This window comes from Enterobacter sp. Taxon_2 (genome assembly GCF_058355295.1).
The window spans coordinates 266139-289754 of the sequence record NZ_CM178024.1; the positions used below are offsets into that span (position 1 = coordinate 266139).

22 protein-coding genes are annotated in these 23616 nt (G+C 56.1%); 14 read left to right on the top strand and 8 right to left on the bottom strand.

Going from position 1 to position 23616, the window contains the following annotated elements:
• Positions 1-185: 185 nt before the first annotated feature.
• Positions 186-596, top strand: coding sequence for a phosphate-starvation-inducible protein PsiE (gene psiE, locus AC4IC4_RS01190; protein WP_000202963.1), 411 nt, complete (start codon positions 186-188; stop codon positions 594-596).
• A 97-nt stretch (positions 597-693) separates the two neighbouring features.
• On the opposite strand, the gene malG is transcribed toward psiE, so the two are convergent.
• From malG to malE, 3 genes are all read right to left on the bottom strand, one after another.
• Entirely contained in the window at positions 694-1584 is an 891-nt protein-coding gene (malG, locus tag AC4IC4_RS01195; RefSeq protein WP_008500077.1) for a maltose ABC transporter permease MalG, read from the bottom strand.
• A gap of 14 nt (positions 1585-1598) precedes the next feature.
• On the bottom strand, positions 1599-3143 hold the full coding sequence (gene malF, locus AC4IC4_RS01200) for a maltose ABC transporter permease MalF (protein WP_301512270.1): 1545 nt from the start codon (positions 3141-3143) through the stop codon (positions 1599-1601).
• A gap of 120 nt (positions 3144-3263) precedes the next feature.
• On the bottom strand, positions 3264-4454 hold the full coding sequence (malE, locus tag AC4IC4_RS01205; protein ID WP_032645104.1) for a maltose/maltodextrin ABC transporter substrate-binding protein MalE: 1191 nt from the start codon (positions 4452-4454) through the stop codon (positions 3264-3266).
• A 370-nt stretch (positions 4455-4824) separates the two neighbouring features.
• On the opposite strand from malE, the gene malK reads away from it, so the two are divergent.
• The 5 genes from malK to ubiA all read left to right on the top strand — a co-directional run bounded on the left by malK (position 4825) and on the right by ubiA (position 9975).
• Positions 4825-5934, top strand: coding sequence for a maltose/maltodextrin ABC transporter ATP-binding protein MalK (gene malK, locus AC4IC4_RS01210; RefSeq protein ID WP_032650555.1), 1110 nt, complete (start codon positions 4825-4827; stop codon positions 5932-5934).
• Between the two features lie 71 nt (positions 5935-6005).
• Entirely contained in the window at positions 6006-7349 is a 1344-nt protein-coding gene (locus AC4IC4_RS01215; RefSeq protein ID WP_208763405.1) for a maltoporin, read from the top strand.
• 112 nt (positions 7350-7461) lie between these two features.
• Positions 7462-8415 (top strand): maltose operon protein MalM, encoded by a 954-nt coding sequence (malM, locus tag AC4IC4_RS01220; protein ID WP_024906683.1) that lies wholly within the window; start codon positions 7462-7464, stop codon positions 8413-8415.
• A gap of 180 nt (positions 8416-8595) precedes the next feature.
• A complete protein-coding gene (gene ubiC / locus AC4IC4_RS01225) occupies positions 8596-9093 on the top strand; it encodes a chorismate lyase (protein WP_024906684.1) in 498 nt (165 codons plus the stop codon).
• Positions 9094-9105: 12 nt separating this feature from the next.
• On the top strand, positions 9106-9975 hold the full coding sequence (ubiA, locus tag AC4IC4_RS01230) for a 4-hydroxybenzoate octaprenyltransferase (protein ID WP_491472017.1): 870 nt from the start codon (positions 9106-9108) through the stop codon (positions 9973-9975).
• Positions 9976-10064: 89 nt separating this feature from the next.
• On the opposite strand, the gene zntA is transcribed toward ubiA, so the two are convergent.
• Positions 10065-12236 carry a Zn(II)/Cd(II)/Pb(II) translocating P-type ATPase ZntA gene (gene zntA / locus AC4IC4_RS01235; RefSeq protein WP_491472018.1) on the bottom strand — a complete coding sequence of 724 codons (2172 nt, stop codon included), beginning with the start codon at positions 12234-12236 and terminating at the stop codon, positions 10065-10067.
• 76 nt (positions 12237-12312) lie between these two features.
• On the bottom strand, positions 12313-12939 hold the full coding sequence (locus AC4IC4_RS01240) for a lysoplasmalogenase (RefSeq protein ID WP_024906687.1): 627 nt from the start codon (positions 12937-12939) through the stop codon (positions 12313-12315).
• A 129-nt stretch (positions 12940-13068) separates the two neighbouring features.
• Between AC4IC4_RS01240 and AC4IC4_RS01245 the strand changes: the two genes are divergently transcribed.
• Entirely contained in the window at positions 13069-13425 is a 357-nt protein-coding gene (locus AC4IC4_RS01245) for a DUF2500 domain-containing protein (RefSeq protein WP_024906688.1), read from the top strand.
• Positions 13426-13485: 60 nt separating this feature from the next.
• Here AC4IC4_RS01245 and AC4IC4_RS01250 read toward each other — a convergent pair whose 3' ends face one another.
• Both AC4IC4_RS01250 and rsmD read right to left on the bottom strand, forming a co-directional pair.
• Entirely contained in the window at positions 13486-13767 is a 282-nt protein-coding gene (locus AC4IC4_RS01250; protein ID WP_010436509.1) for a DUF1145 family protein, read from the bottom strand.
• Positions 13751-14353 carry a 16S rRNA (guanine(966)-N(2))-methyltransferase gene (gene rsmD / locus AC4IC4_RS01255; RefSeq protein ID WP_024906689.1) on the bottom strand — a complete coding sequence of 201 codons (603 nt, stop codon included), beginning with the start codon at positions 14351-14353 and terminating at the stop codon, positions 13751-13753. Before rsmD ends, AC4IC4_RS01250 begins: the two co-directional genes overlap by 17 nt.
• Positions 14354-14480: 127 nt before the next feature.
• On the opposite strand from rsmD, the gene ftsY reads away from it, so the two are divergent.
• The 6 genes from ftsY to livJ all read left to right on the top strand — a co-directional run bounded on the left by ftsY (position 14481) and on the right by livJ (position 21466).
• A complete protein-coding gene (gene ftsY / locus AC4IC4_RS01260) occupies positions 14481-15941 on the top strand; it encodes a signal recognition particle-docking protein FtsY (RefSeq protein ID WP_491472019.1) in 1461 nt (486 codons plus the stop codon).
• 2 nt (positions 15942-15943) lie between these two features.
• On the top strand, positions 15944-16615 hold the full coding sequence (ftsE, locus tag AC4IC4_RS01265) for a cell division ATP-binding protein FtsE (protein ID WP_023310016.1): 672 nt from the start codon (positions 15944-15946) through the stop codon (positions 16613-16615).
• Positions 16602-17657, top strand: a complete 1056-nt coding sequence (gene ftsX / locus AC4IC4_RS01270; protein WP_024906691.1) for a permease-like cell division protein FtsX — start codon at positions 16602-16604, stop codon at positions 17655-17657. Before ftsE ends, ftsX begins: the two co-directional genes overlap by 14 nt.
• Before the next feature lie 251 nt (positions 17658-17908).
• Positions 17909-18766: an RNA polymerase sigma factor RpoH gene (gene rpoH / locus AC4IC4_RS01275; protein ID WP_024906692.1), complete on the top strand. Its 858-nt coding sequence runs from the start codon at positions 17909-17911 to the stop codon at positions 18764-18766.
• Between the two features lie 136 nt (positions 18767-18902).
• On the top strand, positions 18903-20168 hold the full coding sequence (locus tag AC4IC4_RS01280) for a 4-aminobutyrate--2-oxoglutarate transaminase (protein WP_491472020.1): 1266 nt from the start codon (positions 18903-18905) through the stop codon (positions 20166-20168).
• Positions 20169-20365: 197 nt separating this feature from the next.
• On the top strand, positions 20366-21466 hold the full coding sequence (gene livJ / locus AC4IC4_RS01285) for a branched chain amino acid ABC transporter substrate-binding protein LivJ (RefSeq protein ID WP_024906694.1): 1101 nt from the start codon (positions 20366-20368) through the stop codon (positions 21464-21466).
• 194 nt (positions 21467-21660) lie between these two features.
• Here the strand turns inward: livJ and panM are convergent, their stop codons facing one another.
• Entirely contained in the window at positions 21661-22044 is a 384-nt protein-coding gene (gene panM, locus AC4IC4_RS01290) for an aspartate 1-decarboxylase autocleavage activator PanM (RefSeq protein WP_023334145.1), read from the bottom strand.
• Positions 22045-22468: 424 nt separating this feature from the next.
• On the opposite strand from panM, the gene livK reads away from it, so the two are divergent.
• Complete coding sequence (gene livK, locus AC4IC4_RS01295; protein ID WP_024906696.1) at positions 22469-23578, top strand: high-affinity branched-chain amino acid ABC transporter substrate-binding protein LivK; 1110 nt, start codon at positions 22469-22471, stop codon at positions 23576-23578.
• Positions 23579-23616: the final 38 nt, after the last annotated feature.

The following is a 23616-nucleotide window of genomic DNA, read 5'->3' on the forward strand; positions in this document are numbered from 1 at the left end:
ACCCTAACCCTCTCCCCAAAGGGGAGAGGGGATCGCTCGGCGCTGTCTTTTCCCCCTCGCCCCTTTGGGGAGAGGGCCGGGGTGAGGGGAATCCTCTCCGTTGCGCCAAACATAAACAAAAAATATAGATCTCCGTCACATTTTTGCGTTATACAGGAACCTCGCCCTGGAGAATGAGGTGCTGTATGACATCCCTGACTCGCCCGCGCGTTGAGTTTATCTCAACTATCCTCCAGACCGTGCTGAACCTCGGTCTGTTGAGCCTTGGCCTGATACTGGTCGTCTTTTTGGGTAAAGAGACGGTGCATCTGGCGGATGTACTGTTTGCCCCTGAACAAACCAGCAAATATGCGCTGGTGGAAGGCCTGGTGGTCTACTTTCTCTACTTTGAATTTATCGCCCTGATTGTGAAGTACTTTCAGTCCGGCTTTCACTTCCCGCTGCGTTATTTTGTCTACATAGGGATCACCGCGATTGTGCGGCTGATCATCGTCGATCATAAATCCCCGCTCGACGTGTTGATCTACTCGGCGGCGATCCTGCTGCTGGTGATCACCCTCTGGCTGTGTAACTCAAAGCGGCTGAAACGGGAATAAAAAAATGGCGCTCCGAAGAGCGCCTAACAACAGTCACAAGTTGGGTCAATACAATACGTCTAAAGTTGAGGGTTGCAGTGGCATAACAAAATGAAACTTAACCTTTCACACCGCCCGCCGTCAGGCCATTGACCAGCCAGCGCTGCGCCAGCAGGAACACCACGGTAATCGGGATGGCGGAAAGTACGGCCGCCGCGGCAAAGTCGCCCCACAGGTAGTTTTGCGGATTGAGGTATTGCTGCATACCCACGGCCAGGGTGTAGCTGTTCACATCACGCAGTAACAGTGAGGCAACCGGTACTTCGGTGATCGCAGCGATAAACGACAGGATAAACACCACCGCCAGAATCGGCACCGACAGCGGCAGCAGCACCAGGCGGAACGCCTGCCAAGGGGTTGCCCCATCCAGCGCCGCCGCTTCTTCCAGCGAGCCGTCGATGGTTTCGAAATAGCCTTTAATGGTCCATACATGCAGTGCGATACCGCCAAGATAGGCGAAGATCACGCCACCGTGGGTGTTCAGACCGATAAACGGAATGTACTGGCCCAGGCGGTCAAACAGGGCGTACAGCGCCACCAGCGACAGCACGGCCGGGAACATCTGGAAAATCAGCATCCCTTTCAGCAGCGTCGCTTTGCCCGGGAAACGCATACGGGCAAAGGCGTAAGCGCAGGTGGTGGACAGCGCCACGATACCGATCGCGGTAATGCCTGCGATTTTCACCGAGTTCCACAGCCACAGCAGCACCGGGAACGGCGGCGGCGTGACGCGGCCATCCGCGTGCTCCACGCTGAAGCCCAGCGCGAGCTTCCAGTGCTCCCAGGAGATTTCGTCCGGGATCAGGCTCCCGGTGGCGAAGTTACCCGAACGCAGGGAGATGGCGATAACCATCAGCAGCGGGAACATGATCGCCGCGATGAAAATCAGCAGGCCTAAGTGCGTCGCCAGGAGGCGCAGCTTCTGAGATTTGGGTTGTACCATTGCCATGATCGATGCCCTCCTTAGTCAAATTTCATACGTGTGGCTTTCAGGTTCACAATCGCCAGTGCGCCTACCAGCAGGAAGATCAGGGTGGCAATCGCCGCCGCCAGACCGAAGTCCTGACCGCCGCCGCCTTCGAAGGCGATACGGTAGGTGTAGCTCACGAGCAGGTCGGTATAACCTGCCGGCGTCGTGGTGCCAAGGCGATCCGGACCGCCGTTGGTCAACAGCTGAATCAGCACGAAGTTGTTAAAGTTAAAGGCGAAGCTGGCAATCATCAGCGGGGTGAGCGGCTTGATGAGCAGCGGCAGCGTAATCTTAAAGAAGTTCTGGAACGGGCCCGCGCCGTCCATCGCCGAGGCTTCGTACAGATCGTCCGGGATAGCCTTCAGCAGGCCCATGCACAGGATCATCATGTACGGATAGCCCAGCCAGGTATTGACGATGATGATCATCGAGCGGGCGGTGGTTGGGTCGCTGAACCAGGCCGGTTTGATGCCAAACAGCGCGCTCAGCATCATGTTGATTTCACCGAAGCTCTGGTTAAACAGCCCTTTGAAAATCAGAATCGAGATAAACGACGGCACGGCATACGGCAGAATCAGCAGTACGCGGTAAATCGCTTTGCCCTTCAGGGATTCCCACTGGACGAGGCAGGCCAGCACCATACCCACGGCAACGGTGAGGATCACGGTCAGTACGGAGAAGACCACCGTCCAGACGAAGATGGCGAAGAACGGTTTCTGAATGCCTTCGTCAGTAAACACGCGGGTAAAGTTGTCCCAGCCGATGGTGACGGTATAGCCCGGGCTGAGTTTGTCATCACCCCATTTGCCGTCGGCAGTAATGGACTGATAGAAACCAATGTCGTTATTCGGACGATATTTCACGCCGCTCTGGTTGTTGGTCAGCGTGCCGTCATCCGCCAGAGTATAGAGCGGCTGCGTGCCGGAGAACTGGCGCAGCGAGCTCATCGTCACTTTGCTTTCGTCTGGCAGCACGGCGGTGAGCTGGGTCAGCGCCTGACGGTTCTGGGTAATGACGCGCAGGTTGGCACGTTCACCTTCCGGCAGGGCCTGTGCCTCTTTTAAGGCCAGCTTCTGCTCGCCGCCAAATTTGAACGCGTCGGAGACATAGTATTTGCTGCTTGCTTCGTCAGTAAGCGCTAACTTCCACTCGTTTCCGGCAGGATACAGACCGAAGTTAAAGGTTTTACCCGCCTGATAAGAGCGGTCCAGAAGCACCTGCGTTGCGCGTTCCTGCGCAAGCTGGTTGGTGCTGCTGTAGTTGGTGAACGCAATGGCGATGGTACAAATCAGCGGGAACAGGACAAACAGCCCCATCCCGGCCACGCCCGGGTAGACATAGCGCCAGGCATAGGCTTTACGATTAGCGAAAATATACAGGCCAGCAGAGCTTAAAATCAGCGTCATGATGGCGAACAGATATTCCCCTTGTACGTACATTAAAACAACAAGGTAACCCACCAGCAGGCACAGCAGACCGATCGCTGACCACTTCAGCGCGTCGCTTTGCCACCAGCGTTTCTTTTTAATGACATCCATGGGGTTCTTCCTCTACAACGGTGGAATCTTATCGTCAGGTGGCGCTGCGCTTACCTGACCTACGGATCGTGCCGTAGTCGTAGGGCGGGTAAGCGCACGCGCCACCCGCCGTTTTTCTGCTTACTTAGTAATACGACCCTGAGCATCTTTCAGCGCGGCATCGACAGTCTGGCGACCGCTTGCAGCGTTGATAACCGCGGTACGGGTGGCGTACCAGAACGCGGCCATCTGTGGGATGTTCGGCATGATTTCGCCTTTCTGGGCGTTATCCATAGTGGCCGCGATACGTGGGTCTTTCGCCAGATGATCCTGGAAGGATTTCAGCGCGACGGCACCCAGCGGTTTGTCCTTGTTCACTTCATCCAGACCCTGATCGGTCAGCAGGTAGTTTTCCAGGAACTCTTTCGCCAGCTCTTTGTTCGGGCTGGCGGCGTTGATGCCCGCGCTCAGCACGCCAACGAACGGCTTAGACGGCTTGCCTTTGAAGGTTGGCAGCAGCGTCACGCCATAGTTGATTTTGCTCTTGTCGATGTTGGTCCAGGCCCACGGACCGTTGATGGTCATCGCGGTTTCGCCTTTGTTGAACGCCGCTTCCGCGATGGAGTAATCGGTATCCGCGTTCATGTGTTTGTTCTTTATCAGATCCACCAGGAAGGTCAGACCCGCTTTCGCGCCCGCGTTGTCCACGCCCACGTCTTTCACGTCATACTTGCCGTTTTCAAACTTGAACGCGTAACCGCCGTCGGCAGCAATCAGTGGCCAGGTGAAGTACGGCTCTTGCAGGTTGAACATCAGGGCGGATTTACCTTTCGCCTTCAGCTCTTTATCCAGTTTCGGGATCTCTTCCCAGGTCTTCGGCGGGTTAGGAACCAGGTCTTTGTTGTAAATCAGAGACAGGGCTTCAACCGCGATTGGGTAAGCGATCAGCTTGCCGTTATAGCGAACGGCGTCCCAGGTGAACGGGAACAGTTTGTCCTGGAAGGCTTTGTCTGGCGTCACTTCAGCCAGCAGGCCAGACTGCGCGTAACCCCCGAAACGGTCATGCGCCCAGAAGATGATGTCCGGGCCATCGCCGGTTGCCGCAACCTGCGGGAATTTCTCTTCCAGTTTGTCCGGGTGCTCTACGGTCACTTTGATGCCGGTATCTTTCTCGAATTTTTTGCCCACTTCGGCCAGGCCGTTATAGCCTTTGTCGCCGTTAATCCAGATAACCAGTTTGCCTTCTTCAATTTTGGCGAGCGCCGGTGCGGAAATCATCATTGCTGCGAGGGCGGACAATGCGAAAACGCGTGCGCCAGTCTTGATATTCATAGCTGCCATCCTTTTTGGTGATGTCTCGTGGTATGACTTCAGTGGTTCAACGTGTCTCAGTCTCCTTATTTGACATCCTCTTTCCATCCTCCCAACCCCTACGCCCCACCCCCCGTTTGTGTGATCTCCGTTGCATAAATTTAAGTTATGAGTGCTGGCGCACATAAAAACCCACCGAATTTTGCAGGCGGCTTCACGAATTTTGCCTCAGCCCTCCCGCAGCGGTCGCAGAGCCTGCTCCCTCATCCTCCCGCCTCCTCCCCCATAAAAAAGGCGGGGGGTGGAGGATTCGGGAAAGTAATGGATACCCCATAGTGAACTTATCTTGAATGTTTCTGTCGGTGACAGGTTGTAACGAAGGGAGAAGGGCATGGCGAGCGTACAGCTGCGTAATGTAACGAAAGCCTGGGGTGACGTTGTGGTGTCGAAAGACATCAATCTGGACATCAACGAAGGCGAATTCGTGGTGTTTGTTGGCCCATCAGGCTGTGGTAAATCTACTCTGCTGCGTATGATTGCCGGTCTTGAAACTATCACCAGCGGCGACCTGTTGATCGGTGATACCCGAATGAACGACATCCCACCTGCCGAACGTGGAGTCGGTATGGTGTTCCAGTCTTATGCTCTCTATCCCCACCTTTCCGTTGCCGAGAACATGTCCTTTGGCCTGAAGCTGGCCGGCGCGAAGAAAGAGGTTATTAACCAGCGCGTGACACAGGTGGCGGAAGTGTTACAGCTGGCTCACCTGCTGGAGCGTAAACCGAAAGCGCTCTCCGGTGGTCAGCGTCAGCGTGTGGCGATTGGCCGTACGCTGGTGGCCGAACCGCGCGTGTTCCTGCTTGATGAACCTCTCTCTAACCTGGATGCCGCCCTGCGCGTCCAGATGCGTATCGAAATCTCCCGTCTGCACAAGCGTCTTGGCCGCACGATGATTTACGTCACCCACGATCAGGTCGAAGCGATGACCCTCGCCGACAAAATCGTGGTGCTGGATGCCGGTCGCGTGGCGCAGGTGGGCAAACCGCTGGAGCTGTATCACTACCCGGCAGACCGCTTTGTTGCGGGCTTTATTGGCTCGCCAAAGATGAACTTCCTGCCCGTCAAAGTGACCGCGACAGCGATTGAACAGGTACAGGTGGAGCTGCCAAACCGCCAGCAGGTCTGGCTACCGGTCGACAGCGCCAACGTACAGGTCGGGGCAAACATGTCCCTCGGTATTCGTCCTGAGCACCTGCTGCCGAGCCACATCGCCGATGTGACCCTGGAAGGTGACGTTCAGGTCGTCGAACAGCTTGGTCACGAAACACAGATTCATATCCAGATCCCCGCCATCCGTCAGAACCTGGTCTACCGCCAGAACGACGTGGTGTTGGTAGAAGAGGGTGCCAGATTCGCTATCGGCTTGCCGCCAGAGCGTTGCCATCTGTTCCGTGAGGATGGCACTGCATGTCGTCGGTTGCACAAAGAGCCAGGCGTTTAAGCAATCCCAAAAGAAGACACGAAACCGACAGGTGAAGTGTTCAAAGAAAAGCAATGATCTCAGGAGATAGAATGATGATTACTCTGCGCAAACTTCCTCTGGCAGTTGCCGTCGCAGCGGGCGTAATGTCTGCTCAGGCAATGGCCGTGGATTTCCATGGTTATGCTCGTTCCGGTATTGGCTGGACGGGGAGTGGTGGTCAACAGCAGTGCTTCCAGGCAACCGGTGCTCAAAGTAAATACCGTCTGGGTAACGAATGTGAAACCTATGCGGAACTGAAACTGGGTCAGGAAGTGTGGAAAGAAGGCGATAAAAGCTTCTATTTTGACACTAACGTAGCTTATTCAGTTAACCAGGAAAACGACTGGGAAGCCACCAGCCCAGCTTTCCGTGAAGCTAACGTGCAGGGTAAAAACCTGATTGAATGGTTGCCAGGTTCTACCATCTGGGCCGGTAAGCGCTTCTATCAGCGTCATGACGTCCACATGATCGACTTCTACTACTGGGATATTTCAGGGCCTGGTGCAGGTCTTGAAAACATCGATCTTGGCTTCGGTAAACTGTCTTTAGCGGCGACACGCTCCACTGAAACAGGCGGCTCTGCTACCTTTGGTAGCGACAGCATTTATGATTACAACCAAAAAACGGCGAACGATGTTTTCGATGTTCGTTTAGCTCAGATGGAAATCAACCCAGGGGGTACGCTGGAACTGGGCGTTGACTACGGTCGTGCTAACCCACGTGATGATTATCGTTTGGTTGACGGCGCGTCTAAAGATGGTTGGATGTTCACTGCTGAACATACTCAGAGCATGCTGAAGGGCTATAACAAATTTGTGGTTCAGTATGCGACCGATTCAATGACTTCTCAGGGTAAAGGCCTGTCTCAAGGTTCTGGGGTAGGTATCGATCCTAACTCACATTTCGCCTATGACATCAACAATAACGGTAGCCTGCTGCGTATCCTGGATCATGGTGCAATCTCTTTGGGCGATCGTTGGGACCTGATGTACGTTGGTATGTATCAGGATATCGACTGGGATAATAATAACGGCACCAAATGGTGGACCGTGGGCGTTCGTCCAATGTTCAAATGGACGCCAATCATGAGTACCTTGCTGGAAGTGGGTTACGACAACGTCAAATCCCAGGAAACTGGCGAAACCAACAACCAGTACAAAATCACCCTGGCGCAACAGTGGCAGGCAGGTGACAGCATCTGGTCACGTCCAGCAATCCGCGTCTTCGCAACTTATGCCAAGTGGGATGAAAAATGGGGCTACGACTACACCGGTAACCCTTCCAACAACGCGAACTTTGGTAAAGCAGTCAAAGATGGCTTTAACGGTGGTTCCTTCGGTCGCGGTGACAACGACGAGTGGTCCTTCGGCGCCCAGATGGAAATCTGGTGGTAATCCCGTCTTAATCTGACGTAATGACCAAACTGAGGGGCGCAAGCCCCTCAATCCTTGGGACGGCGCGCTATTGCCTGGCTACCGCTGACCTGTGCATTTTGAGGTGATAACAATGAAAATGAACAAAACTCTCCTTGCTCTTTGTTTATCCGCAGGGCTGCTGGCAAGCGCGCCAGCAGTAACGCTCGCTAATGTGAATTTCGTTCCGCAAAACACAACATCCGCGCCGGCCATTCCGGCCGCTGCGTTGCAACAGCTGGTCTGGACGCCTGTCGATCAATCTAAAGCCCAAACGACCCAGCTCTCGACGGGGGGGCAACCACTTAATGTTCCGGGCATCAGTGGTCCGGTGGTTGCATACAGTGTGCCTGCAAACATTGGCGAACTGACGTTGACGCTCACAAGTGAAGTTAACAAGCAGACCAGCGTTTTTGCACCGAACGTGCTCATTCTTGACCAGAACATGACACCTTCTGCGTTCTTCCCGAGCGAATACTTTACCTATCAGGAGCCTGGTGTCATGAGCGCAGACCGCCTCGAAGGGGTAATGCGACTGACGCCTGCGCTGGGTCAGCAGAAAATTTATGTACTCGTCTTCACCACGGAAAAAGATTTGCAGCAAACCACTACGCTGCTTGATCCCGCTAAGGCCTATGCCAAAGGCGTAGGTAACGCCGTGCCGGACATCCCGGACCCGATCGCCCGCCACACCACTGACGGTCTTGTGAAGCTGAAAGTGTCAACCAATAGTGCGTCCAGCGTCCTGGTCGGCCCACTGTTTGGCTCCTCCGGTACCGGACCTGTCACCGTAGGCAACACCGCTGCGCCTGCCTATACCGCGCCAGCTGCCACGGCAGCCGCACCGGTAGCGACCGCAGCACCGGCCCCGACAAAGAAAGCGGAGCCGGTACTGAACGACACCGAAGAATACTTCAACAACGCCATTAAGCAGGCGGTGAAGCGCGGCGATGTCGATAAAGCGCTGAAACTGCTTGATGAAGCCGAACGTTTAGGTTCAACCACTGCCCGTTCCACCTTTATCAGCAGTGTAAAAGGCAAGGGGTAACCGTTTCCCCGCAGTGCTGATTTGTTAGTCGTTTGGTGCGCCTGAGTGGGCGCACTTTTTTTCGTCTCCGCCAGGCTGTTGCACTCTTGTTGCGATCGTGATCGTTAAATAACGTTTGGCCCCCCTCAATCCGTGTTTCTGCGATACAATGCCATTACGTTATGTATCGGAGAGTCTGGCATGTCACACCCTGCGCTAACGCAACTGCGTGCGCTGCGCTATTTCGACCAAATACCTGCGCTTGAACCGCAGCAACTGGACTGGTTGCTGCTGGAAGATTCCATGACGAAACGTTTTGAGCAGCAGGGTAAAACGGTTACGGTGACCCTGATTCAGGAAGGGTTTGTCTCTGGCGATGAGATTGCCAGCGAGCTGCCGCTGCTGCCGCAAGAGCCACGTTACTGGCTGCGTGAAATTTTACTCTGTGCTGACGGTGAGCCGTGGCTTGCCGGGCGGACGGTGGTGCCCGAGTCCACCCTTTCCGGGCCCGAGCTGGCGCTGCAACGTCTGGGGAAAACGCCGCTGGGGCGTTACCTTTTCACCTCGTCTGAGCTTACCCGGGATTTTATTGAGATTGGTCGTGATGCCGAACTCTGGGGGCGTCGTTCCCGCCTTCGCCTGAGCGGTAAACCGTTAATTCTGACGGAGCTTTTTTTACCGGCATCACCGTTGTACTAAGAGGAAGAAAAAATGGAGTGGAGCCTGACGCAGAATAAGCTGCTGGCGTATCACCGCTTAATGCGTACCGATAAACCCATTGGCGCGTTACTGTTGCTGTGGCCGACCCTCTGGGCGCTGTGGCTCGCCACGCCGGGCGTGCCGCCGCTGTGGATCCTTGGCGTATTCGTTGCCGGCGTCTGGCTGATGCGTGCGGCGGGCTGCGTGGTGAATGACTATGCCGATCGTAAATTCGATGGTCATGTTAAGCGTACTGCCGGTCGTCCGTTACCCAGCGGGCATGTGACCGGGAAAGAAGCCCGCGTGCTGTTTATTGTTCTGGTGCTGCTCTCTTTCCTGCTGGTGTTAACCCTCAACACCATGACCATTCTGCTTTCCGTTGCGGCGCTGGCCCTGGCCTGGGTGTATCCGTTTATGAAGCGCTACACCCATCTGCCGCAGGTGGTGCTGGGGGCGGCGTTTGGCTGGTCGATTCCGATGGCGTTTGCGGCGGTTAGTGAGTCTTTACCGCTCAGCTGCTGGCTGATGTTCCTGGCGAACATTCTCTGGGCCGTGGCGTATGACACCCAGTACGCGATGGTTGACCGCGACGATGACCTGAAAATTGGCATCAAATCAACCGCCATCCTCTTTGGCCGTCAGGACAAGCTGATCATCGGTATCCTGCAGGTTGCGGTACTGGCGCTGATGGTGGCGATTGGTCGCCTGAACGGGCTGAACTGGGAGTTCTACTGGTCCGTGCTGGTGGCGGGACTGCTGTTTGCGTACCAGCAAAAGCTGATTGCGAAGCGCGAACGCGACGCCTGCTTCAAAGCGTTTATGAACAATAACTACGTCGGTCTGGTGCTGTTTTTAGGCCTGGCGATGAGCTACTTCATATAAAAAAAGCCGGGTGGCGGCTTCGCCTTACCCGGCCTACGATTTAGCAGGATATGTAGGCCCGGTAAGCGTCAGCGCCACCGGGCGTTTTTTTACCGGCGACGCAACAACCTGAGCGCGTTCGCCGTCACCAGCACCGTTGCCCCGGTATCCGCCAGCACCGCCAGCCACAGCCCGGTCATGCCCAGCAGCGTGGTCACCAGGAAAATCCCCTTCAACCCCAGCGCGATGCCGATGTTCTGACGGATATTGGCCCGCGTCGCGCGCGCCAGGCTAATCATCTGCGCCAGTCCGGTCAGGCGGTTGTGGGTCAGCGCCGCGTCAGCCGTTTCCAGCGCCACGTCGGTCCCGCTGCCCATCGCAATACCAATGGTGGACGCTTTCATCGCCGGAGCATCGTTAATCCCGTCACCGACCATCGCCAGCGGCGTCTGAGCGTTCAGCTCCGTTACCGCGCTGACCTTATCCGCAGGCAGCAATCCGGCTTTAAACGCCAGCCCCAGCTCACCCGCAATTGCTGCCGCCGCGCGAGGGTTATCGCCGGTGAGAATCACGCCCTTCACGCCCAGCTGATGTAGCGCCACCACAGCTTCTTTTGCGTCATCGCGGAGGGTGTCGCGCAGCGCCAGCATCCCTTTTGCGACGCCGTCCTGCATCACGCTCACAACAGTTTGTCCGGTTTGTTCTAACGCCTCCACCTCTGGAGTAGAAGACTTGCCAGCCGCGACAATCAGTACCTTTTTACCGTCAACGGTGGCCTCAATCCCTGACCCGACCAGCGCCCGCTGGGCGGTTGCCGGAGGGATGTTCAGCCCGCGCGACTGCGCTTCACGCACAATCGCCTGCGCCAGCGGGTGAGTGGAGCCCTGTTCAACGGCGGCGGCCAGGGTCAGCAGTTCATCTTCACCGATATCCTGCGGATATACGCCGGTCACCTGCGGTTTGCCGACGGTCAGCGTACCGGTTTTATCGAACGCGATTTGCTGAACCTGGCTCAGCTGCTCCAGCGCCGCGCCGCCCTTAATCAGCGCCCCGCGACGTGCCGCCGCCGCCAGCCCGGAGGTAATCGCCGCCGGGGTGGAAATCACCAGCGCGCACGGACAGCCGATCAGCAATAGCGTCAGCCCTTTATAAATCCAGCCCTCCCACGGCGCGCCAAAGAACAGCGGTGGGACGACGGTAACCAGCAGAGCCACCAGCATAATGGCGGGCGTGTAGATCCGGCTGAAGCGGTCAATAAAGCGTTCGACCGGCGCGCGGCGCTCTTCGGCCTCTTCAATCAGCTTCAGGATACGGTCGATGGCGCTGTCGCCCGGCTCGGAAAGCACGGTGAGCTGTACCAGACGGTCGACGCTGGTGGCACCCGCAGGCACTTTTTCACCCGCCTCACGTTCGACCGGAATGGATTCGCCGGTCAGGGCGCTTTCATCAAAGCTCGCGGTGGCGGTAAGCAGCGCGCCGTCTGCAGGCAAACGTCCGCCTGCCGCGACTTCAATCACGTCGCCCGGACGAAGGGTCGTGATGGCGACCGTTTCACGCGTGCCGTTTACCACGCGCGTGGCGGTTTCCGGCTTCAGCGCCATCAGCGCGCTGACCCCTTTACGCGCCCGGCTGGCTGCCCAGCCCTCAAGGCGTTCACCGATTAAGAACAGCAGCAGCACCATCGCCGCTTCTGCCGTTGCGCCAATAAACAGCGCCCCGATAGCCGCCACGCTCATCAGCGTTTCGATGGCAAACCAGCTGCCGCTTTTCATCAGGCGCAGCGCCTGACGGGCAATCGGGAACAGCCCGACCAGCGTGGTGGCGATAAACGCCAGGTTGCCGAACGGGTGGTTGAACTGTTCCAGCCCCCAGCTCAGGGCCATCATGATGATGAGGGTAATGAGCGGCAGGTTTTCTTTCAGGGAAGAGGCTTTTTCAGCGGGCGCCGTTTCGCTACGAAGGGTATAGCCCGCCTTGCTGACGGCGGCTTCCACCTGTTTGCTGACGTCGTTATCGGCGCTAACCAGCAGCTTTTCAGTGGCGAATAGCACCTGAACGTGACTCACGCCCGGCACTTGTTTGACGGCGTTTTCCACTTTGCGCGCGCAGGCGGCGCAGTCCATGCCGTTAACGACCCAGCTGTAGCGGTTGCCGCTTTCAGGCAGCATTTCAGTTTGTGTTTCGCACGCCCCCTCGCAGCAGCAGTCGTCTTTCGGCGGAACCGGACTGAGCTTAAGTGCCGAGAATTGTGGAACTTTTTTAGATGTTTCTGGAGTCGACATGGCAGTCTCCGGTAATGATAATTTTCTCATTAACCGCAGCATACACTCTGGAGTCGACTCCAGAGTCAAGACTTATTTAAATATACAGCGAACGCACGATCAGGAAGTGCCCGGCAAAGTAGCAGGCGGCGGCTATCGCGTTATCCGCACGGAAGCGGCGACGATAGTGGCTGCCCAGCCACACGACATTCCCGATCAGCAGCAGCGCGGCACCGAAGAACGCGGACATCGCCGGAGCGGTCGGACGGAAGAACCACAGCTCGCCCGCCAGCCACACCATTACCAGGGTCATGGCGATAAACGTGCAGACCGGCAAACGCATCTCTTCCAGACGTGACCAGATCACCGCGATCAGCAGCGCGCCAATCACCAGCAGCACCAGCGGCAGCGGCCAGAAGAAGGAGAGCGTCATCTGGCTGGCAAAGTAGATGGTGTAAAGCAGATGCGACAGGAAGAACGCGCCGACGGCATAGAGCAGGCGCTGACGGGGGAGCAGAGTCAGCGCATCGCCTATCAGGGACGCACACAGCCCGGCGAGCACCAGATAGCTGACGGCGTTGAACATCGGCGCTTGCCAGGCCAGCAGCAGCAGGAGCAACAGCGTGACCGGTTTAAACAGCCAGCGCTGCCAGGTGGGACCACGGTACGACGCATCGACATAAAGCCATGCGGAAAAACAGACAGCGATAAATGACCAAAGCATATTAACTCCCTGTATCTGTTAAGTCTGAATAATCAGTTTCTGATCCAGTGTAGTGATGCGGGCGGGCGTTTGGCAATGGCGGGGAAGGCAGGGTATCCTGAATTCCGCATAATCTGATGGGATTGTAGAATGAGCAAGATGCCGCTGTTTTTCATTATCGTGGTGGCGATTATCGTCATTGCCGCCTCGTTCCGCTTCGTACAGCAGCGCCGCGAGAAGGCGGATAACGATGCCGCACCCCTGATGCAAAAGCGCGTGGTGGTGACCAACAAACGCGAAAAACCGCTCAATGACCGCCGCTCGCGCCAGCAGCAGGTGACGCCTGCGGGCACAACAATGCGCTATGAAGCGAGCTTTAAGCCGGAAACGGGCGGCCTGGAGATGACCTTCCGCCTGGAGGCGCAGCAGTACCATCAGTTGACGGTGGGAGAGAAAGGAACGCTGAGCTATAAAGGGTCGCGATTTGAAGGGTTCAGGACGGAATAATGCACGAACGGTTCCCTCTCCCTGTGGGAGAGGGGTAGGGTGAGGGCATCAGCCCGCACCTTACTTCTTCACCTGCGCCTTAAACTTCTTCATCCACACCAGCAGTTCAAACACGCCGAAAATAAACACGCGCAGCTGCTGCCAGCCCGTCATCTGCGGGCCGTCTTTCGGCAGGCCGTTTTTCAGCATCACCATCTGCAGGGCGTGCATAAAGGAGGTGAAAATCAGCGCGACGTTAACGAAAATGTTCATCGGGCGCGGGAACGGGTGCACCAGATTCAGAATCAAAAACGCCCAGACGCCCAGCATCAGCAAACGTCCCAGGTTAATCAGTACCGGCATCGGATCCTCCTTGTGCCTGACGGTGATACAGACGATAAGCAACCTGACCCGCGACTTTTTCACGGTGCAGATCCCAGTGAGCGGGAACCGGCGGTAAACCGTTTTCCACTTCGCTTTCAACGTAAATTAGCGCGTCATCCGCAAGCCAGCCGTTTTGTTCCAGCAGGGATAGCGTCTCCTCCAGCAGCCCCTTACGGAACGGCGGGTCGACAAACACCACGTTATGCGGCGTGCCTTTCTGCGCAAGAAAACTCAGCGTGTTGGTGTTCACGACTTTGGCGTTGCCCGCCTTCAGCGTCGCCAGATTTTGCTGCAGCGTCTGCGCCACGCCGCGCTCCATCTCCAGCAGCGTGGCGCTGGCGGCATAGCGCGACAGTGCTTCCAGACCGAGCGCGCCGCTTCCGGCGAAGCAGTCCAGGCAGTGGGCGTCTACCATTGACGGGGCCAGCCAGTTAAACAGCGTCTCGCGCACGCGGTCGGTAGTAGGGCGTAAACCGGGGCTGTCCGGCACCGGTAATTTCCGGCCTCGCCACTGACCGCCGATAATACGAATTTGACCGGCCGGGGCGCGGTTGGGTTTCTTCATCTCAGGAAAGCTCTGTTAACAATTGGCCTGCGATTGCGGGCGGTGATGTCAATTAAGTAAAGTGTTAGACTATTTCATCATTTTTTTAGCTTCCATGTATATAGCGCCGCGAGGAGTGTAGTCGCAGATGGCAAAACAAAAAAAACGTGGCTTCTTTTCCTGGCTGGGCTTCGGTGAAAAAGAGCAAGAAACAGAACAGAAAACCGAAGAGCAACAAGCCGTTGAAGAGCAGTCACCGCCTGAAACGCCTGTAGAAACCGCCGCGGTAGTCGACGCGGAAGAAACGGCGCACAGCAAAGAAGAGGTTGAATCCTTTGCAGAAGAGGTGGTTGAGGTCACGGAACAGGTTCAGGAGAGCGAGAAGCCAGAGCCGGTTGTCGTTGATGACCTTACCGAAGCACCGCAGGCCGTTATCGAGCATGAAGAGCTGCCGCTGCCGGAAGAGGCGAAAGCCGAAGAGGTGTCTGCCGAAGAGTGGCAGGCCGAAGCGGAAACCGTTGAAATTGTTGAGGCGGTGGAAGAAGAAGCGGCAATAGAGCCAGAACTCACCGACGAAGAGCTTGAAGCCCAGGCGCTGGCGGCGGAAGCGGCTGAAGAAGCGGTCATCGTGGTGCCGGTGGAAGCAGAACCGGAAGAAGAGATCGTTCAGGAGCAGGAAAAACCGACCAAAGAAGGTTTCTTCGCCCGCCTGAAGCGCAGCCTGCTCAAAACCAAAGAAAACTTAGGTTCCGGATTTATCAGTCTGTTCCGCGGCAAGAAGATCGACGACGATCTGTTTGAAGAGCTGGAAGAACAGCTGCTGATTGCGGACGTCGGCGTGGAAACCACCCGTAAGATCATCGCCAACCTGACCGAAGGGGCGAGCCGCAAACAGCTGCGCGACGCCGAAGCGCTGTACGGCCTGCTGAAAGACGAGATGGGTGAAATTCTCGCAAAAGTTGACGAACCGCTTAATATTGAAGGCAAAACGCCATTTGTTATTCTGATGGTGGGCGTGAACGGCGTAGGTAAAACCACCACCATCGGCAAGCTGGCGCGTCAGTTCGAGCAGCAGGGCAAATCGGTGATGCTGGCGGCGGGCGATACCTTCCGTGCGGCGGCGGTTGAGCAGCTGCAGGTTTGGGGTCAGCGCAACAACATTCCGGTGATTGCCCAGCATACCGGCGCGGATTCCGCGTCCGTGATCTTCGACGCCATCCAGGCGGCGAAGGCGCGCAACGTGGACGTGCTCATTGCCGATACCGCAGGGCGTTTGCAGAATAAATCGCACCTGATGGAAGAGTTGAAGAAAATCGTTCGCGTTATGAAGAAGCTGGACGAAGACGCACCGCATGAAATTATGCTGACCATTGACGCCAGCACCGGACAGAACGCCATCAGTCAGGCGAAGCTGTTCACTGAAGCGGTAGGACTGACGGGGATCGCGCTGACCAAGCTGGACGGCACCGCGAAAGGCGGGGTGATCTTCTCCGTGGCCGATCAGTTCGGCATTCCTATCCGTTACATCGGTGTAGGCGAGCGTATTGAGGATTTACGTCCGTTTAAGGCGGACGACTTTATTGAGGCATTATTTGCCCGAGAGGACTAACAATGATTCGCTTTGAACACGTCAGCAAGGCCTATCTCGGTGGGAGACAAGCGCTGCAGGGGGTGACATTCCACCTGCAGCCGGGCGAGATGGCATTCCTGACCGGCCATTCCGGCGCGGGGAAAAGTACCCTGCTCAAGCTTATCTGTGGGATCGAGCGGCCAAGCGCCGGGAAAATCTTTTTCGGCGGGCATGAGATCAGCCGCCTGAAAAACCGCGAAGTGCCTTTCCTGCGTCGTCAGATCGGCATGATTTTCCAGGATCACCACCTGCTGATGGATCGCACCGTTTTCGATAACGTGGCCATTCCGCTGATTATTGCCGGCGCCAGCTATGACGATATCCGCCGTCGCGTCTCTGCGGCGCTGGATAAGGTCGGGCTGCTGGACAAAGCGAAGAACTTTCCGATCCAGCTCTCCGGCGGTGAACAGCAGCGCGTGGGCATCGCCCGCGCGGTGGTGAACAAGCCTGCCGTGCTGCTGGCGGATGAACCGACCGGTAACCTGGACGATGCCCTGTCAGAAGGGATTTTGCGTCTTTTTGAGGAATTCAACCGCGTAGGGGTCACCGTATTGATGGCGACGCACGATATCGGGCTCATTTCCCGTCGTTCGTACCGCATGCTGACCCTGAGCGACGGGCATTTGCACGGAGGCCACGGTGAACAAGCGTGATGCAATAAACCAGATTCGGCAGTTCGGGAACCGGTTTGACCGTTTCCGTAAGCCGCAGGGCGGTGGTGACGGCAATCGTAATGCGCCGAAGCGCCAGAAGGCCGCGACAAAACCGGCCTCCCGTAAAACCAACGTGTTTAACGAACAGGTACGCTACGCTTTCCACGGCGCGCTGCAGGACCTGAAAAGCAAACCGCTGGCGACGTTCCTGACGGTGATGGTGATTGCCATCTCCCTGACGCTGCCAAGCGTCTGCTATATGGTCTATAAAAACGTCAACCAGGCGGCTTCACAGTATTATCCGTCCCCGCAGATCACGGTCTATCTGGATAAAGCGCTCGACGATAACGCCGCGGCGCAGGTGGTTGGGCAAATCCAGGCCGAGCAGGGCGTGGAGAAGGTCAACTATCTCTCACGTGAAGACGCGCTGGGCGAGTTCCGTAACTGGTCTGGCTTTGGCGGCGCGCTGGATATGCTCGAAGAGAACCCGCTGCCCGCCGTGGCGGTGGTGATCCCGAAGCTGGATTTCCAGGGGACCGATTCGCTTAACACCCTGCGCGATCGCATCACGCGCATTAAGGGCATTGATGAAGTGCGCATGGATGACAGCTGGTTTGCGCGTCTCTCAGCCCTGACCGGGCTGGTAGGACGCGTCGCGGCGATGATTGGCGTGCTGATGGTGGCGGCGGTCTTCCTCGTCATTGGTAACAGCGTTCGCCTGAGCATCTTTGCCCGTCGCGATACCATCAACGTGCAGAAACTGATTGGTGCGACGGATGGCTTCATCCTCCGACCGTTCCTTTACGGTGGCGCACTGCTCGGTTTTTCCGGCGCATTTCTTTCACTGATATTGTCAGAAATTTTGGTGATGCGGCTTTCGTCTGCCGTGACTGAAGTGGCGCAGGTTTTCGGAACGAAGTTTAATATCAGCGGCTTAGGTTTCGATGAGTGCCTGTTACTGCTGCTGGTGTGCTCGATGATTGGGTGGGTGGCAGCCTGGCTGGCAACCGTTCAACATTTACGTCACTTTACTCCCGACTAATAAAAGCGTGATATAATCTTTCCCTGCACCGAGATGTTCGCTCTGCAGGGAAAGCGTCCCTGTTGTCTCTTCCCCTGTTATCATCTCCATGTCACATTTTGTGCGTAATTTATTCACCGTTGCACCTGGAACTTGTGGATAAAATCACTGTCTGATAAAAGAGTGAATGCTAATCTCGTTGCTCAAACGCTTTGGCATGGTTGTTGCCTGACGGGGACGACCTGGACCAGAAGAAACATTGAGAGGAATGAATGACCAAAGAAATGCAAACTTTAGCTTTAGCCCCTGTTGGTAACCTGGAATCTTATATCCGGGCTGCGAACACCTGGCCGATGTTAACGGCCGAGGAAGAAAAGGAGCTTGCTGAAAAGCTGCATTACCAGGGCGATCTGGAAGCAGCTAAGACGCTGATCCTGTCTCACCTGCGCTTTGTTGTTCACGTTGCTCGTAATTATGCGGGCTACGGCCTGCCGCAGGCGGACTTGATTCAGGAAGGTAACATCGGTCTGATGAAGGCTGTACGTCGCTTTAACCCGGAAGTGGGTGTGCGACTGGTCTCCTTCGCCGTGCACTGGATCAAAGCAGAAATTCACGAATACGTGCTGCGCAACTGGCGTATCGTGAAAGTCGCCACGACAAAAGCGCAGCGCAAACTGTTCTTTAACCTGCGTAAAACCAAGCAGCGTCTGGGCTGGTTCAATCAGGATGAAGTGGAAATGGTGGCGCGCGAGCTGGGCGTAACCAGCAAAGACGTGCGTGAGATGGAATCCCGTATGGCCGCGCAGGACATGACCTTTGATATGTCCTCCGACGACGACGCATCTGACAGCCAGCCGATGGCACCGGTTCTGTATCTGCAGGATAAAACCTCTAACTTTGCTGATGGCATCGAAGAGGATAACTGGGAAGATCAGGCCGCGAACAAGCTGACTCATGCGATGGAAGGCCTCGACGAACGTAGTCAGGATATTATCCGCGCCCGCTGGCTGGACGAAGACAACAAGTCCACGCTGCAGGAGCTGGCCGACCGCTATGGCGTTTCTGCGGAACGTGTCCGTCAGCTTGAAAAGAACGCCATGAAAAAACTTCGCGCCGCTATCGAAGCGTAATTTCTGCGAAGTACACCGAGAACCCCTGGATGAGAATCCGGGGGTTTTGTTTTTTTAGCGCCCGCTCTGGCGAATTCCCTCCCCCTGGCAAACACTTACTGATGCGCTAAGCAGGCGACTTTCTCAGGGGGACAGGGTGAAAAACAACGAACTGAACGACCGGCGTTTACAGGCGACGCCGCGCGGCATCGGCGTGATGTGTAACTTCTATGCCGATAAAGCTGAAAACGCCACGGTGTGGGACGTGGAAGGCAACGAGTACATCGACTTCGCCGCCGGGATCGCGGTGCTGAACACCGGCCATCGCCATCCCAAAGTCATTTCCGCCATCGAAAAACAACTCCACGCCTTTACCCATACGGCGTACCAGATCGTGCCGTATGAAGGCTATGTGGTGCTTGCCGAACGTATCAACGAACGCGTGCCCGTTGAAGGCCCTGCCAAAACGGCGTTCTTTTCAACGGGAGCAGAGGCGGTCGAAAACGCGGTAAAAATTGCCCGGGCGTACACCAAACGTCCCGGCCTTATCACCTTCGGCGGCGCGTTCCACGGCCGCACCTTTATGACCATGGCGCTGACCGGCAAAGTTGCGCCGTACAAGCTCGGCTTTGGCCCGTTCCCCGGTTCGGTTTATCACGCGCAGTATCCGAATGAACTGCACGGCGTCAGCACCGCTGAGGCGTTGAAAAGCCTGGAACGCATCTTTAAAGCGGATATCGCACCTGACCAGGTCGCGGCCATTATTCTCGAACCGGTTCAGGGAGAGGGCGGTTTCAACATCGCGCCAGCCGATTTTATGCAAGCGCTGCGTGCCCTGTGCGATACCCACGGCATTTTGCTGATTGCCGACGAGGTGCAAAGCGGCTTCGCCCGTACCGGCAAGCTGTTCTCGATGGAACATCACTGCGTGAAGCCGGATCTGATCACCATGGCGAAAAGCCTGGCGGGTGGGATGCCGCTCTCAGCGGTGTCGGGCCGGGCTGAGGTGATGGATGCCCCCGCGCCGGGCGGGCTGGGCGGTACCTACGCCGGAAACCCGCTGGCGATTGCCGCGGCGCATGCCGTGCTCGACGTGATTGATGAGGAAGATCTCTGCACGCGCTCGGCGCATCTTGGCCATCACCTGGTGGAAGTGCTGAACAAAGCGAAGGAACACTGCCCGTATATCGCGGACATTCGCGCGCAGGGTTCAATGGTGGCGGTGGAGTTTAACGACCCGCAAACGGGCCAGCCTTCGCCGGAATTTACCCGCCAGGTGCAGGAGCGCGCGTTGCAGGAAGGGCTGCTTCTTCTGAGCTGCGGCGTCTACGGCAACGTCATTCGTTTCCTCTATCCGCTGACGATCCCTGAAGTGCAGTTCCGTAAAGCGCTGGACATCATATCCGCCTCGCTGACACGTTAAAGCCATATGCCCGGCGAAAATCCCTGCCGGGCCTATCATATATTCATTTCAAATTAGCTATTCCAAAATCATAAAAATCGGGTATGTTTTAGCAGAGTATGCTGAAAAAGCGCGAACAGCACACCTATAACTGACATAAAGCGCTGCACAACAACATCACAACAATCGTAATAACCATAATAATGGGGAATCTCAGGATGAACATGAAGGGTAAAGCGTTACTGGCAGGATGTATCGCGTTGGCATTCAGCACCATGGCACAGGCAGACATCAAAGTGGCTGTGGTTGGCGCGATGTCCGGTCCGGTAGCACAGTACGGCGACCAGGAATTTACCGGCGCTGAGCAGGCGGTTGCAGACATTAATGCTAAGGGCGGTATTAAGGGCGAAAAACTGCAGATCGTAAAATATGATGATGCCTGTGACCCGAAACAAGCGGTCGCGGTCGCGAACAAAGTGGTGAACGACGGGATCAAATACGTTATCGGTCACCTGTGCTCTTCCTCTACTCAGCCCGCGTCTGACATCTACGAAGACGAAGGTATTCTGATGATCACCCCGGCGGCGACCGCACCGGAGCTGACCGCGCGCGGCTATAAGCTGACCCTGCGCACCACCGGTCTGGACTCTGACCAGGGCCCAACCGCGGCGAAATACATCGTTGAAAAAGTGAAGCCGAAGCGCATTGCCATCGTTCATGACAAGCAGCAGTACGGTGAAGGTCTGGCGCGTTCAGTGCAGGACAACCTGAAGAAAGCCAATGCCGACGTGGTGTTCTTCGACGGGATCACCGCCGGTGAGAAAGACTTCTCCACCCTGGTGGCGCGTCTGAAGAAAGAGAATATTGATTTCGTTTACTACGGTGGCTACCACCCGGAAATGGGCCAGATCCTGCGCCAGGCGCGCGCTGCGGGCCTGAAAACCCAGTTTATGGGTCCGGAAGGCGTGGCGAACGTTTCCCTGTCTAACATTGCAGGTGAATCAGCCGAAGGTCTGCTGGTGACCAAACCGAAGAACTACGACCAGGTGCCAGCGAACAAACCTATCGTAGATGCCATCAAGGCGAAGAAACAGGATCCAAGCGGCGCGTTCGTCTGGACCACCTATGCGGCGCTGCAGTCTCTGCAGGCGGGCCTGAACCAGTCAGCCGAACCGGCTGAGATTGCCACCTGGCTGAAAGCGAACACGGTCCAGACCGTCATGGGGCCACTCTCCTGGGACGCGAAGGGCGACCTGAAGGGCTTCGAGTTCGGCGTGTTTGACTGGCATGCTAACGGCACGGCGACCGACGCTAAATAAAAGCAAAAAGGCAACGTAAGTTGCCTTTTTTAATGTTTTCTCCCTCTCCCCGTGGGAGAGGGCTGGGGTGAGGACATCAGACCGCACAAATCAGGCCGCACTGCCCCCTCTTTTGCCCGGTGGCGCTTCGCTTACCGGGCCTACAATGAGCGCCTCGTAGGCCGGGTAAGGCGCAGCCGCCACCCGGCTTTCTTTTAGCGCTTCTCCCACCCGCTCTCCTGCGCCGTAAACCCTAACGCCTGCATAAACGCCGCCATCACGCCGCGGTCTTCCACGCCGACGTCAGCCATCCACCATGAGGTCACGCTCGGGTTTTCGCGAATCACTTCTTCAATTAAATACTGTCCCACACCGCGACGACGGGTGACGTCACGTACGCGCAGCGAGTCCAGCGCCCCTTCTGTACCGCTCAGGGTGACGCGAACCGCAGCCAGCAGGCGCTCGTTAAAACGCGCGGCATAAATGCGGTGGGTCTCATCCACGCGTAGCGACGAAGGGGAATATTCCGGCCAGATCTTGCCCAGGTCGATATGATCCTGGTCGCTAAAGGTCACCAGACGCACGATAGTCAGTTTCATTAGCTACTTGTCCAAATCAGATTGAGTAGGGGCAGTGTACTCAATTTATTCACTCAGCGGCTTCCTCTTTTTATTCTCATTAACCAGGTGATTAGTTTTTTGGCAACGCGATGGGCAGTTTGAAAACACATGGATCGAAAAATAAGCAGAATTTTAACCTGAAGGGTAGTGATTTATTCGGCGCTTTGTACCGTTATTTTATGCTACAAACTGCACTTTTATTTGTTTATCTCTGCCTGATTTCAGAATATTATCTTTGCTTAATCGCCTGAAAAATAGAGATTTTAGTCTGGTTTTTGACAAAAACCTGCGCTAAACCATTAAAGGCACTGGTAAAAATAGCGTTGTTCATTAAAAGTACAGAATGCTTTTTAACCATAATAAAACAAAATATAAACACGACATCACGAATGGGGATTCAGAGATGAAAAGGAACGCGAAGACGTTAATCGCGGGGATGGTCGCACTGTCGATCTCGCATGCCGCTATGGCGGAGGACATTAAAGTTGCGGTAGTGGGTGCGATGTCCGGCCCTGTTGCCCAATGGGGTGACATGGAGTTCAACGGTGCGCGCCAGGCCATCAAAGACATCAACGCTAAGGGCGGCATCAAAGGCGACAAGCTGGTGGGCGTGGAATATGACGACGCCTGCGATCCGAAACAGGCCGTCGCGGTCGCCAACAAAATCGTCAACGATGGCATCCAGTATGTGATCGGCCACCTGTGTTCATCCTCCACCCAGCCTGCGTCTGATATCTACGAAGACGAAGGCATCCTGATGATCACCCCTGGCGCAACTAACCCTGAGCTGACCCAGCGCGGTTATCAGCACATTATGCGTACCGCCGGTCTGGACTCCTCTCAGGGGCCCACCGCCGCCAAATACATCCTTGAAACCGTTAAGCCGCAGCGTATCGCCATTATTCATGACAAGCAGCAGTACGGCGAAGGTCTGGCGCGCTCCGTTCAGGACGGCCTGAAAAAAGGCGGCGCGAACATCGTCTTCTTCGACGGCATTACCGCCGGTGAGAAAGACTTCTCCGCGCTGATCGCCCGTCTGCAAAAAGAGAATATCGACTTCGTTTACTACGGCGGCTACTACCCGGAGATGGGACAGATGCTGCGTCAGGCGCGCGCCACCGGCCTGAAAACCCAGTTTATGGGGCCAGAGGGCGTGGGCAATGCCTCTCTGTCAAACATCGCCGGGGATTCTGCCGAAGGCATGCTGGTGACGATGCCAAAACGCTATGACCAGGATCCGGCCAACAAGGCTATCGTGGATGCGCTCAAGGCGCAGAAGAAAGATCCGAGTGGTCCGTACGTCTGGATCACCTATGCGGCCGTACAGTCTCTGGCCACCGCGCTGGATCGCTCCGGCAGCAAAGAACCGCTGGATCTGGTGAAAGATTTAAAAGCACACGGGGCGAACACCGTGATTGGGCCGCTGAACTGGGATGAGAAAGGCGATCTGAAGGGATTTGAGTTTGGTGTCTTTAAGTGGCACGCCGACGGTTCGTCCTCGGCCGCCAAATAATTATCCCACCGCCCGGACCGCCGGGCGGGTATAAAAAG

Bases quoted from the DNA above. Each gene is read 5' to 3' on its own strand.
- ubiA (WP_491472017.1), top strand. From the start codon at position 9,106: ATGGAGTGGAGCCTGACGCAGAATAAGCTGCTGGCGTATCACCGCTTA.
- rpoH (WP_024906692.1), top strand. From the start codon at position 17,909: ATGACCAAAGAAATGCAAACTTTAGCTTTAGCCCCTGTTGGTAACCTG.
- malM (WP_024906683.1), top strand. From the start codon at position 7,462: ATGAAAATGAACAAAACTCTCCTTGCTCTTTGTTTATCCGCAGGGCTG.
- malE (WP_032645104.1), bottom strand. From the start codon at position 4,454: ATGAATATCAAGACTGGCGCACGCGTTTTCGCATTGTCCGCCCTCGCA.
- panM (WP_023334145.1), bottom strand. From the start codon at position 22,044: ATGAAACTGACTATCGTGCGTCTGGTGACCTTTAGCGACCAGGATCAT.
- zntA (WP_491472018.1), bottom strand. From the start codon at position 12,236: ATGTCGACTCCAGAAACATCTAAAAAAGTTCCACAATTCTCGGCACTT.
- AC4IC4_RS01250 (WP_010436509.1), bottom strand. From the start codon at position 13,767: ATGCCGGTACTGATTAACCTGGGACGTTTGCTGATGCTGGGCGTCTGG.
- livK (WP_024906696.1), top strand. From the start codon at position 22,469: ATGAAAAGGAACGCGAAGACGTTAATCGCGGGGATGGTCGCACTGTCG.
- ftsY (WP_491472019.1), top strand. From the start codon at position 14,481: ATGGCAAAACAAAAAAAACGTGGCTTCTTTTCCTGGCTGGGCTTCGGT.
- malG (WP_008500077.1), bottom strand. From the start codon at position 1,584: ATGGCAATGGTACAACCCAAATCTCAGAAGCTGCGCCTCCTGGCGACG.
- malF (WP_301512270.1), bottom strand. From the start codon at position 3,143: ATGGATGTCATTAAAAAGAAACGCTGGTGGCAAAGCGACGCGCTGAAG.
- AC4IC4_RS01245 (WP_024906688.1), top strand. From the start codon at position 13,069: ATGAGCAAGATGCCGCTGTTTTTCATTATCGTGGTGGCGATTATCGTC.
- malK (WP_032650555.1), top strand. From the start codon at position 4,825: ATGGCGAGCGTACAGCTGCGTAATGTAACGAAAGCCTGGGGTGACGTT.
- rsmD (WP_024906689.1), bottom strand. From the start codon at position 14,353: ATGAAGAAACCCAACCGCGCCCCGGCCGGTCAAATTCGTATTATCGGC.
- ftsE (WP_023310016.1), top strand. From the start codon at position 15,944: ATGATTCGCTTTGAACACGTCAGCAAGGCCTATCTCGGTGGGAGACAA.
- ubiC (WP_024906684.1), top strand. From the start codon at position 8,596: ATGTCACACCCTGCGCTAACGCAACTGCGTGCGCTGCGCTATTTCGAC.
- AC4IC4_RS01215 (WP_208763405.1), top strand. From the start codon at position 6,006: ATGATGATTACTCTGCGCAAACTTCCTCTGGCAGTTGCCGTCGCAGCG.
- psiE (WP_000202963.1), top strand. From the start codon at position 186: ATGACATCCCTGACTCGCCCGCGCGTTGAGTTTATCTCAACTATCCTC.
- AC4IC4_RS01240 (WP_024906687.1), bottom strand. From the start codon at position 12,939: ATGCTTTGGTCATTTATCGCTGTCTGTTTTTCCGCATGGCTTTATGTC.
- livJ (WP_024906694.1), top strand. From the start codon at position 20,366: ATGAACATGAAGGGTAAAGCGTTACTGGCAGGATGTATCGCGTTGGCA.